This is a genomic window from Streptomyces phaeochromogenes (assembly GCF_001418655.1).
GTDB classification, from domain to species: domain Bacteria; phylum Actinomycetota; class Actinomycetes; order Streptomycetales; family Streptomycetaceae; genus Streptomyces; species Streptomyces phaeochromogenes.
In genome coordinates, this window is the sequence record NZ_LIQZ01000105.1 from 87,681 (window position 1) to 101,638 (window position 13,958).

Below are 13,958 nucleotides of genomic sequence, written 5' to 3' on the forward strand. Positions count from 1 at the left end.
GGTGCCGCACGCCGCCGTTCACAGTCCCTGACCGATGTCCTGCACGGTCGCGAGCAGTGGTCGGGACAGTTCCGTGAGCCGTGCGCGGGTGCAGCGGACGGACGGAGCCGCCACGGCCACGGCTGCTACGGCGCTGCCCGTGCGGTCACGCACGCAGGCGCCGACGGCGAGCACCCCGCGCTCGCTCTCCTGCAGGTTGAGGGCGTAGCCGTGGCGGCGCACGGACACCAGTTCATGCATCAGGCTCTCGAAGTCCTTGGGAGTTTTTGCCCGGCCCCCGGGGAGTCCGTTGGGGTAGAGGGCCCGGAGCCGGTCCGCCGGCAGGGCCGCGAGTATGGCCTTGCCGCCCGAGGCCACATGCGCGGGCAGCAGCGTGCCGGTGCGGTAGCTGACGCGCAGCGCCTGGGGTCCCTCCACGCCGTCCAGGAAGCGGGCTCCGTTGCCTTCGAGCACCATCAGGTGGGTCGTCTCACCCACGGCGTCCGCCAGCCGTCGCAGGTGGGGTTGCGCGATGGTGATCAGGTCCGGGGGAGGCGCCGCATGGCTTCCCCTGATCGCCTGCAGGGCCGGCCCGGGCCGGTACACCTTGTGGCGGTCTTGCGCCGCGAATCCCTCGAAGACGAGCATCGCGAGGATCCGGTGAGCGGTCGAACGCGCGACGCCCAGCCGGTCCGCGACGTCCATCACCCGAAGCTCGTCGAGCTCGTGCAGCAGCCGGACGACGCGCAGGGCGTTGCCGGCGGCGCTCACCGGATACGAGGGGCTGGGCGAACGGTCCGCCGAATTCTCTGAATTCTCCACAGAGGAATCCTACCCTTCAAGGATTCCGGTGAGGGGAAATGGCGGCGTAGCGTCAGGAACAGCGCGGAATGAAGCGCGCTTCTTCTGGCGGTCGCCAGACACACGACGTGGAGGTTTCCGTGACCGACACCACCAGTGAACAGACCGAGCACAAGCTGCTCGACGAGCTGTACGCGGACTTCAAGGACGCGGGCCTGATCCCGCTGTGGACCCAGGTGGACGACCTCATGCCGATGTCGCCGCAGCCCGCCGCGGTCCCGCACCTGTGGCGGTGGGCGGAGCTGCTGCCCATCGCACAGCGCTCCGGAGAGCTCGTACCGGTGGGGCGTGGCGGTGAGCGCCGCGCCATGGCCCTGTCCAACCCCGGCCTGCCGGGCCGCCCTTACGCCACTGCGACCCTGTGGACCGCGATCCAGTACCTGGGCCCGCGCGAGGTCGCCCCCTCGCACCGCCACAGCCAGGGAGCCTTTCGGTTCGTCGTCGAGGGCGAGGGTGTGTGGACCAACGTCGACGGGGACGCGGTGGCGATGCGGCGGGGTGACCTGCTGCTCACGCCGAGCTGGGCCTTCCACGAGCACCAGAACGTCACCGACAAGCCGATGGCCTGGCTCGACGGCCTCGACATCCCGCTCGTCTCCCAACTGGACGCGGGATTCTTCGAGTTCGGACCCGACGAACTCTCCACCCGTGAAACCCCCGAGCGCTCGCGCGGCGAGCGACTGTGGGGCCACCCCGGGCTGCGCCCGATCGGGCAGCTCGACCAGCCCAACTCCCCGCTGGGCGCCTACCGCTGGGAGCACACCGACGCCGCTCTGACCGCACAACTGGAGCTGGAGAACGAAGGCGTACCAGGTGTGCTGGAGCCCGGGCACGCCGGAGTGCGCTTTTCCAACCCCACCACCGGCAAGGACGCCCTGGTCACGATGCGCACCGAGATGCGCCGCCTGCGGGCCGGCACCCAGACCGTCCCGGTGCGCACGGTCGGCTCCGCGGTCTGGCAGGTGTTCGACGGCGAGGCGGTCGCCCATGTCGGCGACAAGGTCTTCGAGATAGCCAAGGGCGACCTGTTCGTCGTCCCGTCCTGGTGCGAGGTCTCGCTGTCCGCCCGCACCCAGGTCGACCTGTTCCGGTTCAGCGACGAGCCCGTCTACGAGGCCCTGGGCCTCGCCCGTACCGCCCGAGGAGAACACAAGTGAAGCTCGCCACCATCCGGGTCAACGGCACCACGCGCGCCGTCCGCGTCGACGAGAACAAGGCAGTGGACCTGGGCGAGACCGACCTGGTGGCCTTCCTGCGCCACGGCGACTGGACCGCGCGTGCCGCGAACGCCGACGGCGAGACGTACGAAGGCGCCCTGGACTACGCCCCGGTGGTCGTCGCTCCGGAGAAGGTCGTGTGCGTCGGTCTCAACTACCGCACCCACATTCTGGAGATGGGGCGCGAACTCCCCTCGCATCCGACGCTGTTCAACAAGTACGCGCGGGCACTGGTCGGCGCGTACGACGACGTGACCCTGCCCGCCGCGTCCGAGCAGGTGGACTGGGAGGCCGAACTCGGCGTCGTCATCGGGGCCGAGGTCCGGCACGCCGACCGGGAGCAGGCACGGGCCGCGATCGCCGGGTACACCGTGCTCAACGACGTCACCGCCCGCGACTGGCAGTACCGCACCACCCAGTGGGACCAGGGCAAGACCTTCGAGGCCACCACCCCCATCGGGCCGTGGCTGGTGACCGCCGACGACCCCGCGGTCACCGCCCAGGGCCTGAGCCTGACCTGCGAGGTCGACGGCGACACGGTCCAGAAGGCCGACACCGGCGACCTCGTCTTCGACCCCGCGACGCTGGTCGCGTACCTCTCCGAGATCATCACGCTGGTGCCCGGCGATGTGATCGCCACCGGCACTCCCGGCGGCGTCGGCCATGCCCGCAAGCCCGCCCGCTATCTGCAGGACGGTACGCGCCTCGTCACCCGGATCGAGGGCATCGGCGAGTGCCGCAACACCTGCCGCCGGGAGACCCGGTGAGTGCACGCCCCGAGCCGATGCTGGAGTGGGTCGCCAAGGGCACGGCGGCCTTCGAAGCCGCCGTGCACTGGCTGACCGACTCGGGCATCACAACGCCGTCGTACCTGCCTGGCTGGAGCCGGGCCCACGTCGTCGCCCACGTCGCCCGCAACGCCGACGCACTCGTCAACCTGCTGATCTGGGCGCGTACGGGTGTCGAGACGCCCATGTACACAAGTCCCGACCAGCGCATGAACGAGATCGAGGACGGCGCCCGCCAACCGGCCGGCGCCCTGCGCGCCGACCTCCTCGCGGCCGACGGACGACTGGCCGAGGAACTCGCCGGTCTGCCGGACCAGTGCTGGGGTGCGACCGTGCGGACGGCACGGGGACGCGAAGTGCCGGCCACGATGGTGCCGTGGATGCGGGTGCGGGAAGTATGGGTCCACACCGTCGACCTGGACATCACCACCTTCGACGACATCCCGCACGAAGTGTGTGCGGCGCTCGTCGATGATGTGGCCACCGCCTTCCTGACCCACCCGGACTGTCCCCCCGTCGAGTTGCGGACCCAGGACGGCGCCCGCAGCTGGCTCCTGGGCGTGCCCGGCGGCGCGGAGCCGGTCGTGGTGAGCGGTGCTCTTCCCAGCCTGGCCGCCTACACGACCGGGCGCCCCGTGCCCGGCCCCCTCCATCCCGCCGGCGGGGAATCCCTGCCGAAGCTGCCCGCGTGGTTGTGACAGCGAAGGAAAGACGATGAAAGTTGCCTGCATCGGCGCAGGTCCCGGAGGACTGTTCTTCGCCACACTGCTGAAGCGGAGCCTGCCTGGCGCCGATGTCGTGGTCTTCGAACGCAACCGTCCCGACGACACGTTCGGCTTCGGAGTGGTCTTCTCCGACGCCACACTCGACGCCATCGACAACGCCGACCCCGTCCTGAGTGAGGCGTTGGACAAGCACGGCAGGCACTGGGACGACATCGAGGTCCGCGTACACGGCGCACGGGAGCGGGTCGGAGGCATGGGCATGGCGGCCGTGGCCCGCAAGACGCTGCTCGGCCTGTTGCAGGAGAGGGCTCGCGCCGAGGGCGTGTCGACGCGCTTCCAGCACGAGGTCCGCGACCCCGCCGAACTGGACGACTTCGATCTGGTCGTCGTGTGCGACGGCGCCAACAGTCGCCTCCGCACCCTGTTCGCCGACGACTTCGGACCGACCGCCGAGGTGGCCACCGCGAAGTTCATCTGGTTCGGCACCCCGTACATGTTCGACGGGCTCACCTTCGTCCACCAGGACGGCCCCCACGGTGTCTTCGCCGCCCACGCCTATCCCATCAGCGACTCGCTGAGCACCTTCATCGTCGAGACCGACGCCGACTCCTGGGCCAGGGCCGGACTCGACGCCTTCGATCCCTCGACCCCGCCGGGCACGAGCGACGAGAAGACCAAGAGCTATCTGGAAGACCTGTTCCGCGAGCAGATCGACGGGCACACACTGGTCGGCAACAACTCCCGCTGGGCCAACTTCGCCACCCGCAGGGCCCGTTCATGGCGACGGGGAAAGTGGGTGCTCCTCGGCGACGCGGCGCACACCGCGCACTTCTCCGTCGGGTCCGGCACCAAGATGGCCATGGAGGACGCGGTCGCGCTGGCCGAGGCACTGGGGGAGGCGCCGCACAGCGTGCCGGAGGCACTCGAGACCTACGAGACGCGCCGCCGCCCCAAGGTCGAGAAGATCCAGAACTCGGCGCGGCCCAGCCTCTCGTGGTGGGAGCACTTCGGCCGCTACGTCCGCTCGTTCGACGATCCGACGCAGTTCGCCTTCCACTTCCTCACCCGCAGCATCCCGCGCGGCAAACTAGCCGTGCGCGACGCGGCGTACGTGGACCGCGTCGACGGATGGTGGCGACAGCGCCACGAGACGGTGCCCCTGGAGACACCCTTCCGTGGAGGGCCGTTCCGGCTTCCGTCGCGCCGGGTGACAGCCGCCGACGACCTTCTGACCGGAACCGACGGCACTGACATCCCGATGGTCCCGTTCAGCGGTCAGTCGTCGTGCGCGGGCGTGTGGATCGACGCCCCGGACACCGAGGAGGGGGTGCCGCTCGCCCTCGACCAGGTGCGTGAGACGGCAGAGGCGGGCGCCCCGCTCGTCGGCATACGCGGCGGTACGACGCTGACCCGGGTACTGGTCGCGGAGGGGGCCCGACTCACTCACGGCCTGCCCGCCGCGGTCATCGGCGCGTACGACGACGACAGCGCGACCACACTCCTGCTGTCCGGCCGGGCCGACCTCGTCGGAGGCACCAAGTGACCGCCATCGATGCACTGTTCGCGCCCCGTGCCATCGCCGTGCTCGGTGCGTCGGCCACACCTGGAAAGCTCGGCTCTGCGATGACCGACTCCCTCGCCTCGTTCCCCGGACCGGTGATGAAGGTCAACGCCGGCCGGCCGGATCCCGGCCAGGGCTTCTTCGCGACCGTCGCCGAGGCTGCCGAGGCCCATGGCATTGCACCGGACCTGGTGGTGTCCTGCATCCCGGCCGCCGCCACCGCCGGGGCCGTCCGGGACGCGGCGGCTGCCGGCGCTCGTGCCGCCCTGGTGTGCGCCGGCGGTTTCGCCGAAGCCGGCGGCGACGGTGCGCTGCTGCAACAGGCGTTGGCCGAGGTGGTGCGGGACACCGGCATCCGTGTCCTGGGGCCCAACACCTCAGGCTTCCTCGCCCCCCACCGACGACTGACGGCCAGCTTCGTCCCGGGCGTGGCCGACCTGGAACCGGGCCCGGTGGCGGTCGTGGCCGCCAGCGGCGGCGTGAATCACGCGTTGGCCTTCGCCCTGGCCGAGGCCGGCGTCGGTCTGCGCCTCGGGGTCGGGCTGGGCAACAGCCTGGACGTCACCCAGGCCGACGTCCTGGGCCACCTTGCCGAGGACGACGCCGTACGGGCCGTCGCCCTGCATGTGGAGACCGCTGCGGAAGGCCGCCGCCTCACCGAGGCCGTGCGCCGCCTGACCGGTCATGTCCCCGTCGTGGCCCTGGTCGTGGGCCGCAGCGACATCGGCGACTTCGCCCGCTCCCACACCGGCGCCCTGGCCACCTCCTGGCGCGTGACACGGACGGCCCTGCGCCAGGCCGGAGCCGTCCTCGTGGACGACGAACGCGGCCTCGTCGACGCCGTCGCAGCCCTCAGCCGGGTACGGCTCCCGGCCAACCCACGTCCAGGCATCGGCCTGGTCACCGCACAGGCCGGACCTGGCCTGCTGCTCACCGACGACCTGCGCTCCCACGGCATCCAGGTTCCGCCACTGGTCGAACGGACGGTGAAGGAGCTGCGCGAGCTGCTCCCCGCCCTCACCTACCTCAACAATCCCGTCGACACCGGCCGCCCCTCGCCCGCGCTCACGCAGGTCGTGGAGCGGGTCTCGGAGGATCCCGGCATCGACGTCACCGCTGTCTACGGGCTGCTGGAACCCACGGCCGTCGACCTTTCGGCCGCGCTGGCCGCCGCCCGCACGGCCACCCCGCTCGTCGCCGTCGTCGGCGGACCCGCGGAACAGGCGCGGCAGACCCGACGACAACTCGGCGAAGCCGGCATCCCTTGCGCGGCCACACCGGCCTCCGGAGCGGCCATGGTCCGCGCGCTCGTCGAGGACGCGGCGGCCCGCGCCCGCTTGGAGGCCACCGTGGTCACCGCGCCGGGTGCACCCGCTCTGCTCCTGTCCGGCCCTGTCGACGAGCACACCGCCAAGGGAGTCCTCGCGGACCTGGGCATCCGTACGCCCGTACGACGGGTGTGCGCCGACCCCGCCGCGGCGCACGCGGCACTCGATGAGCTCGGCGGACCGGTCGTCGTGAAGATCCTCGACGCGGAGATCCTGCACAAGACGGAGGTCGGCGGGGTCCAGATCGGCATCCGCACGCACCAGGAGCTCGACGACGCGCTCGCCCGCATGCCCGCAAGCCCCGCACTCCTGGTCGAGCAGATGGCCCCCACGGGCCCCGAACTCATCGTCGGTGTACGCCGCGACCCGGTCTTCGGCCCCGTCCTGGCGCTGGGTGCCGGCGGAACGGCCGCCGAAATCCTCGGCGACATCTCCCTGCGCCTCGCGCCCCTGCCCACACACGAGGCCCACGCAATGCTCGACGAACTCGCCACCCGCGACATGTTCCTCGGCGCGCGCGGCGCCACCCCGGTCGACCGCGCGCGACTCACTCACGTGCTGCTCGCCCTCTCCTCCCTCGCCGCCGACAACGCCGTAACCGAGTGCGAGATCAACCCCCTGCGCGTTCTGCCCGACGGCGATGTCGTCGCGCTCGACGCCGTACTGCTACTGCGTGACCCCCGGGATCAAGGAGGATCCGACGATGCGTGAGGGATTCGTCCCCTGGCCCAAGGAAGCGGCCGACCGCTACCGCGAGGCCGGGTACTGGCGTGGCAGGCCGCTCGGTTCGTACCTCCACGAATGGGCCGAGACCTATGGCGACGCGGTGGCCGTCGTGGACGGCGACACCCGCCTGACCTACCGTCAACTCGTCCACCGCGCCGACGGATTGGCGTGCCGCCTCCTGGACTCCGGCCTCCACCCTGGTGACGCGATGCTCGTCCAGCTGCCCAACGGCTGGGAATTCGTCACACTCACCCTGGCCTGTCTGCGAGCGGGCATCGCCCCCGTGATGGCGATGCCCGCGCACCGCGGCCACGAACTGCGCTACCTGGCAGCCCATGCCGAGGTCACCTCGATCGCCGTACCGGACAGGCTGGGCGACTTCGATCACCAGGCACTGGGGCGGGAGGTCGCCGAAGCCACGCCGAGCGTACGGCTGCTGCTCGTCGCGGGTGGCACGGTCGACACCGATGCCACGGATCTGCGCGCCCTGGCCGACCCGGCCGACGACCCGGCCGCCGCACAGGCCCGGCTCGACGACATCGCTCCGGACAGCGGCGACATCGCCGTCTTCCTGCTCTCCGGCGGTACGACCGGACTGCCGAAGCTCATCACCCGCACTCACGACGACTACGAGTACAACGCGCGGCGCAGCGCCGAGGTGTGCGGCCTCGACTCGGACACCGTCTACTTGGTGGCCTTGCCCGCCGGGCACAACTTTCCCCTGGCCTGCCCCGGGATTCTGGGCACCCTCATGAACGGTGGCCGTGTGGTGCTGGCCCGGACCCCGGACCCCGACAAGGTCCTGCCGCTGATGGCCGCCGAGGGTGTGACGGCCACCGCAGCTGTGCCGGCCGTCGTCCAGCGCTGGATCGACGCCGTGTCCTCCGGCCGCCACGCCGCCCCACCCGCGCTACGACTGCTGCAGGTCGGTGGCGCCCGCCTCGCCCCGGAGGTGGCCCGCCGCGCCGAACCGGTGCTCGGCGGCACGCTCCAGCAGGTGTTCGGCATGGCGGAGGGGCTGCTGAACTACACGCGCCCCGACGACCCCGACTACATCAAGATCGAAACCCAGGGGCGCCCCATGTGCCCGGACGACGAAATCCTGCTCGTCGACGCCTCCGACAATCCCGTGCCCCCCGGAAGCATGGGCGCCCTCCTCACCCGCGGCCCGTACACCCCACGCGGCTACTACCGGGCTGACGAGCACAACGCCCGTGCGTTCACCCCCGACGGCTGGTATCGCACCGGCGACATCGTCCGGCTGCACCCTTCGGGCAACCTCGTCGTCGAAGGACGAGACAAGGACCTCATCAACCGAGGCGGCGAGAAGATATCCGCCGAAGAGGTCGAGAACCTCATCTACTGCCTGCCTGGTGTCGCCCGCGTCGCCGCCGTCGCGAAGCCCGACCCGGACCTGGGCGAGCGGGTGTGCGTGGTGGTGGTCCTCGAACCCGGCACTGACCTGACCCTCGAATCGGTCCGCGTCGCCCTCACCACGATGCAGGTGGCCCGCTACAAACTCCCCGAGGACCTGCTGGTCTTGGACGAACTTCCGCTGACGAAGGTGGGCAAGATCGACAAGAAGCGTCTGCGGGAAGTCGTCCGTGGCAAGGCAAACCCCGTCGAGACGGTGTGACAGTGTTCGCCGCCGCGGAGGACGGGCGGACGACTTTGCGGTGATGCTGCCGCTTCCGCTGGTCGTCCGGCGGCCCAGGGGTCACACGTCGCCACGCGTCGTGTGCGTGGCGACGTGTGACCCGGAACCGGGGAGCGGTCGTCATTCCCCTTCGCAGACGCCCTCGACAGCGAACTTCTGGTACAGGTGCGGGTAGGCGACGGTGCCGGCAGGGTAGCGCTCCAGGTGCGAGGCGAACTCCGGCGTGCCGAGCGCTGCACGGAGGTGCTCGGTGGATTTCCAGACCGCGACGTTGGTGAACAGTCGGCTGCCGCCGATGCCCCGGTACAGCTGCACCGAAAGAAGGCTCCCCGACTTCTTCATGTACTCCGCGTCGTCCGTCCAGGCGGCCACAACCTCGTCCTCCTTACCTTCCGGGGCGACGAACGTGTTGATGATGGTGACCGGGCCGGCCTTCTCCTTCTGCTGGTCGCGGAAGTGGGTGGACCCGTCGAGATTGCCGAAGCTGAGCATGGTTCCTCCATGAACTCGAGAGGGGAAGTGGGTCTACGAACCCACAGAATTCAAGTGATTCGGGACCGCGAGGCGGACAATTCCATCACTAGGGCTTGTAAGTGACTCGCGATCAATCGTCGGTCCGGGGGAGGGGCTGCGCCGCTGTTCGTCGCGTGGCCGCGCCCGTGGTGCGTTGTCAGGCGTGGTGCTTGTCGAGGAAGTCGGTGGTGAGCTGCAGCCATTCGTTGGTTCGTTCCAGCATCGGCAGGTGGCCTGTGGCGATGTCCGCGAGCTGGGCGCCGGGGATGGTCTCGGCGAGTTGGCGGTGCAGAGCGGTGGAGACGAGCCGGTCGTCGGTGGTCGAGACGACCAGGGTGGGGACGGTGATGCCGGCGAGGTCGTCCCGGACGTCGAGCCGGCCGACGAGGTCGGTCTGTTCGGAGCTGCCGTCGGCCGCGCCGGCGGCGACGTAGCCGAGGGTCTGCTGCAGTTGTTCGGCGGGCATGGATTCCAGCGCCTGGGTGCCGAGAGCCATCATGAGCTGGAATTCGGCGAGCAGTTCGCGATCGCCGGATGCGGCGATCTTGCTCCAGACCGAGGAGGCGAGAGCGAGCCGGTTGTCGCGGTGCGGGAAGGCGGCGGTCAGGACGAGTGCGGTGACGCGTTCGGGGTGGCGGGTGGCGGTGCGGATGGCGACGGGGCCGCCGAGGGAGTAGCCGGAAATGGCGAAGCGGTCGAGGCCTTCGGCGTCGGCGGCGGCGATGAGCTGGTCGGCGAGGTCGTCGACGGTCAGCGGGGTGGTGGAGCGGGGGGTGTCGCCGCTGCCGGGGTAGTCGATGCCGACGACGGTGTGGCGGGCGGCGAGTGCTTCCAGGACGGGGCCGTAGGTGCCGGCCAGGCTGCTGCCGGCGCCGTGGGCGAGGAGCAGGCCGGGGCCGGAGCCGAGGCGGGTGCGGGCGAACGCGGGTGCGGGCAGGTTCCGAGATGACATGGCTGTTCACCTTTCGAAGGTGCACCGTGACAAGTTAATCATCCAGTGCGTGTGATTACGCTCCAAGAACTATCACACGCAACGTATGATTCGGATTGGATTGTGACCTCAATCACACGCAATGTATGATGTGTGGGTAGGGTGGTGGCATGAAGCAGCCCCTCCACCGCCGTCAGCCGACCCCGGGCAACCCGCGCGTGCAGCGCACCCGCAACCGCGTGCTGGCCGTCGCACGAGAACTGCTGCCCCAGGTCGGCCCGTCCGGGCTGACCTACGCCCTGCTCGCCGAGCGGGCCGACGTCACCCGCCAGACCCTCTACCGGCACTGGCCCACGCGAGCCGCGCTCCTCTTCGACCTCGTCCTCGAAGGCCCAGACCTCGGCACCTACCCCCAACCGGGCAACGACGTACGTGACGTGGCCACCGCCTGGCTCAAAAGCCTGCGCGCCGGCGTCAGCGTCCCGGCCGTACGCACCGCGGCACTGGCCGTCACCGCTCAGGCCGACCACGACCCCGACAGCGCCCGGGCACTCGTCCGCATCAGCGAAGACCGCTACACCGGCTTCAACCAACTGCTGGAGCCTTCGGGCATCCAGATCAGCGAGGACGAGTTCACCCTGCTCTACGGGCCCGTCCTGGCCCGCCTCTTCCTCGACCGCGGCCAGGTCACCGACGCCTTCATCGACGCCGTCGTCACCCAGTGGCTCACCACGCTCCAGCACGCCGACACACCGCGAGACTTCCAGTAGTAGTCACCGAGGGGTCTTGACGGAGACCAACCGGAACAACCGCGTTCAGGCAGCGAAAGCGGACTCGTGTCAATCCGTCGTCGCCCCCGTCGAGTTGAGGCTCCCAAGAGCTGACCACCACTCCTGACGGACCCGTCCGAGTCAGTCTCGCGTTCGTCGTACGAGTCAGGTGGCAGCACCTGGCCCTCCGTGTCAGCTTCCTCAGCACGGCGGCCGGGGCGGCACCTGAATCTGGAAGAAGCAGGAGACCGCCTCGGGAAGTGGGCGTCAGTCCGGCGCCTGGCTTCATGGAAGCTTCATGAGCCGAGCGGTACGTGCTTTATGGGGCGGCTGTTGTCTGGCGGTCATGCACGCACTCCTCATCCCGCCGGTGGACAGCGTTGGTCACCCTGCCGTGCGGCACCTGACGACGGCGGTTGACACCGCGCTGTCCGGCTCCGCTGTGATCGGCGCGCTCCTGCGTCCGGGGTCGTCCAAGCACGTGGATTCCGCTGGGCAGGAGGTCGGCGATGACGCGCTGCGGGACGGAACCGCCGGCCTGTTCACCAGGGTGAGGGCGGCGGCGTTGCTCGCGGGTCCGCTCCGCAGCCGCCTGCCGGCCGGTGCGGCTACGTCGGCGCCATCGGGATCCCACGCATGACTGTCGGATCGACCTGTTGGCGGCGACTGGCCGGGCCGAGGAGCGGCCTACCCGCTTGCGCTCCCGTATCGGCCTGGACCTCGCGCATACCCGCCTGCGGAGAGGGCGGCCCTCATCACGGCGGGGACCATCGCGTCCTGCGCGGGCCCTGCCCGGCCTGGCGACGGCGCCGTGACGCACGCACATACGACCTGACTCGCACCCAGAATGAAGAGGGGAACTTGAAATGAACCTGCGACGGAACATCTCGCGTCGAAGGATGATCGAAGGCGCATCGGCCGCGGCGCTCGTCACGGCGGCGGCGGCCACGGTGCCTGCTGCCATGGCCAGTCCGGAGACGGCATCGTCCGGTCCGGGGCTGCCGAAGGGCAACTGGCGTATCGACACCCACGCGCACTACTCGCCCGACGTGTACAACGACTACCTGCAGCGCTACGGCCTCCTCGGCGCCATTACCGGGGCGTACGGTCCGTGGTCGGTCGAGCGGCACGTTGCCTTCATGGACCAGTACCGGATCCAGGCCAGCGTCCTGTCGTTCGGCGACCTCCAGGTCACCGTCGGCCCGGTCGACGACCGGCGCGCCACCGCCCGCGCGGTCAACGACTACGCCCACAACCTCGTGCAGACCCGGGGCGACCGGTTCGGGATCTTCGCGGTCACCCCGATGCCCGACATCGACGGCTCGGTGGCCGAGGTGGACCGAGCGCTCGGCGAACTGGATCTCGACGGCATCTGCCTGCTCACCAACTACAAGGGCGTCTACCTGGGGGATCCTTCGTTCGCGCCTCTGTACGAGGTCCTCAACGACCGCCATGCCTACGTCTATGTCCACCCGACGGGTCCGGAGAACAACCCGGCTCCCAAGCTCTGCTTCGGCCCCGACATCCCGGCCGGCAACAACGTCTTCGAGTACAACTTCGACGCGACCCGTGCGATGACGAGCCTGATCTACAACGGTGTTCTGCGGGACTACCCGAACATCCGCTGGCACTTCACGCACTGCGGCGGGGCACTGCCGTTCCTGGCCTTCCGGCTCGCGACACGGCACTCGGCCTTCCCGCCGTTCAACGAGGTGCTGCCGGAAGGACCCCTCAAGTACATCAAGCGGATGTTCTTCGACAATGCACAGGCGTTCACTGCCGCGCAGTTGGAGCCGCTGGCGTCGCTGGTGCCCGACGACCACATCATGTTCGGCAGCGACTGGCCCGCGACCCGCCACCTCTACGCGGCCGACAACGTCGAGACGATGCCCTTCCTCAAGGGCAGCCTGCCGAATCTCAAGGCAGGCGACCCCGAACCGACCGTCGACGAGATCTACAGTCGGCGCCAGCGGATCGCTCTGGAGCGGACCAACGCCCTCGAGCAGTTCCCGAAGCTGAAGGCGCGTATACGCCGCGCCGGCTCGCGCTGAGCCGCGACCGCGAGCCGAGCCCGCCGCCCGCTGCCCCGCCGACGGGGCGCGGGCGGTGCTCCGTGTAAAGGTCAGCGCGGCCGACGGAGGGGCCATCGACGGGAAATCGACGTCGCCTGCCGGTCGAACGCGGCCCGCAGGACGGGGAAGCAGGTTTGCACAGGTCCGCTTCGACCGTGGCGGGTCGTCGCTCCTGTCGCAGTGAGATCACCGCGGCCCTCGGCGTTCGGCCCATTGCGGTGGCGGGCCCGGTGCGGCGGTGGGCTCGGCTGCCGGGGTACGCAGCCAGGCGAGGACCAAGCCGAGGTGCCCAGGTGGAGCGCGGCGACAACGTGCACCGGTGACGAGGGTCCGTGCGGGAACTGCTCGACGACCCGGCGGCCCGGCGCCGGAAGGGCCAGGCAGTCCGAGAGATCGTTACCGACGACGACATCCACCGTACGCTGGTCACATTCGAGGCCCTCCGCCTCCACGCCGCCGGTCACCCCGCGGCCATGACGGCCCTCCCCTTCCCTCCCCACCTCGGGCGAAAGCGAGCACGATGAGTACGCAGCGCGTTCTGGTCGTCGATGACGAACCCAAGATCCGCATGACCGTGCGGGGTTACCTGGAGGCGGACGGGTTCCATGTCGTCGAAGCTGCGGACGGACCATCCGCCCTGCAGGCGGTCACCCGTGACCGGCCGGACCTCGTGGTGCTCGATGTGATGCTCCCGGGGCTGGACGGATTTCAGGTACTGCGCCGCATCCGGGAGGCGAGCCAGATCCCGGTCATCATGCTCACTGCTCGGGACGAGGAGGTCGACCGGCTGATCGGCTTCACCACCGGCAGCGACGACTACGTCACCAAGC

Annotated in this window: 12 protein-coding genes; 9 read left to right on the forward strand and 3 right to left on the reverse strand. The window is 70.0% G+C overall.

Translation table 11 applies throughout. The features are described from left to right. Window positions 1-18: 18 nt before the first annotated feature. The gene (locus tag AOK17_RS15215) at window positions 19-801 is read right to left on the reverse strand and encodes an IclR family transcriptional regulator (protein ID WP_063997222.1); all 783 of its coding nucleotides are present in this window, start codon (window positions 799-801) and stop codon (window positions 19-21) included. A gap of 119 nt (window positions 802-920) precedes the next feature. Between AOK17_RS15215 and AOK17_RS15220 the strand changes: the two genes are divergently transcribed. Genes AOK17_RS15220 through AOK17_RS15245 form a run of 6 tightly spaced genes read left to right on the forward strand, consistent with a single transcriptional unit; the run spans window position 921 to window position 8,821 of the window. Beyond that, on the forward strand, window positions 921-1,997 hold the full coding sequence (locus AOK17_RS15220; RefSeq protein WP_055613004.1) for a cupin domain-containing protein: 1,077 nt from the start codon (window positions 921-923) through the stop codon (window positions 1,995-1,997). Beyond that, on the forward strand, window positions 1,994-2,824 hold the full coding sequence (locus AOK17_RS15225) for a fumarylacetoacetate hydrolase family protein (RefSeq protein ID WP_055612987.1): 831 nt from the start codon (window positions 1,994-1,996) through the stop codon (window positions 2,822-2,824). Before AOK17_RS15220 ends, AOK17_RS15225 begins: the two co-directional genes overlap by 4 nt. After that, entirely contained in the window at window positions 2,821-3,543 is a 723-nt protein-coding gene (locus AOK17_RS15230; protein ID WP_055612988.1) for a maleylpyruvate isomerase family mycothiol-dependent enzyme, read from the forward strand. The genes AOK17_RS15225 and AOK17_RS15230 overlap by 4 nt, the downstream gene beginning before the upstream one ends. 16 nt (window positions 3,544-3,559) lie before the next feature. After that, the gene (locus AOK17_RS15235) at window positions 3,560-5,113 is read left to right on the forward strand and encodes an FAD-dependent monooxygenase (RefSeq protein WP_055612989.1); all 1,554 of its coding nucleotides are present in this window, start codon (window positions 3,560-3,562) and stop codon (window positions 5,111-5,113) included. Further along, window positions 5,110-7,170 carry an acetate--CoA ligase family protein gene (locus AOK17_RS15240; RefSeq protein WP_055612990.1) on the forward strand — a complete coding sequence of 687 codons (2,061 nt, stop codon included), beginning with the start codon at window positions 5,110-5,112 and terminating at the stop codon, window positions 7,168-7,170. Before AOK17_RS15235 ends, AOK17_RS15240 begins: the two co-directional genes overlap by 4 nt. Continuing rightward, on the forward strand, window positions 7,163-8,821 hold the full coding sequence (locus AOK17_RS15245) for a (2,3-dihydroxybenzoyl)adenylate synthase (protein ID WP_055612991.1): 1,659 nt from the start codon (window positions 7,163-7,165) through the stop codon (window positions 8,819-8,821). Before AOK17_RS15240 ends, AOK17_RS15245 begins: the two co-directional genes overlap by 8 nt. 141 nt (window positions 8,822-8,962) lie before the next feature. Here AOK17_RS15245 and AOK17_RS15250 read toward each other — a convergent pair whose 3' ends face one another. Both AOK17_RS15250 and AOK17_RS15255 read right to left on the reverse strand, forming a co-directional pair. Beyond that, window positions 8,963-9,334: an antibiotic biosynthesis monooxygenase family protein gene (locus AOK17_RS15250; RefSeq protein WP_055612992.1), complete on the reverse strand. Its 372-nt coding sequence runs from the start codon at window positions 9,332-9,334 to the stop codon at window positions 8,963-8,965. A 178-nt stretch (window positions 9,335-9,512) separates the two neighbouring features. Then, entirely contained in the window at window positions 9,513-10,307 is a 795-nt protein-coding gene (locus AOK17_RS15255) for an alpha/beta fold hydrolase (RefSeq protein ID WP_055612993.1), read from the reverse strand. Between the two features lie 149 nt (window positions 10,308-10,456). Here AOK17_RS15255 and AOK17_RS15260 point away from each other — a divergent pair, with 149 nt between their 5' ends. The 3 genes from AOK17_RS15260 to AOK17_RS15280 form a co-directional block, all read left to right on the forward strand. Then, entirely contained in the window at window positions 10,457-11,056 is a 600-nt protein-coding gene (locus AOK17_RS15260) for a TetR/AcrR family transcriptional regulator (RefSeq protein ID WP_055612994.1), read from the forward strand. A gap of 899 nt (window positions 11,057-11,955) precedes the next feature. After that, window positions 11,956-13,107, forward strand: coding sequence for an amidohydrolase family protein (locus AOK17_RS15270; RefSeq protein WP_055612996.1), 1,152 nt, complete (start codon window positions 11,956-11,958; stop codon window positions 13,105-13,107). A 541-nt stretch (window positions 13,108-13,648) separates the two neighbouring features. Then, window positions 13,649-13,958 (forward strand): response regulator (locus tag AOK17_RS15280; protein ID WP_157881334.1); only part of this gene is annotated, 310 nt, incomplete at its 3' end.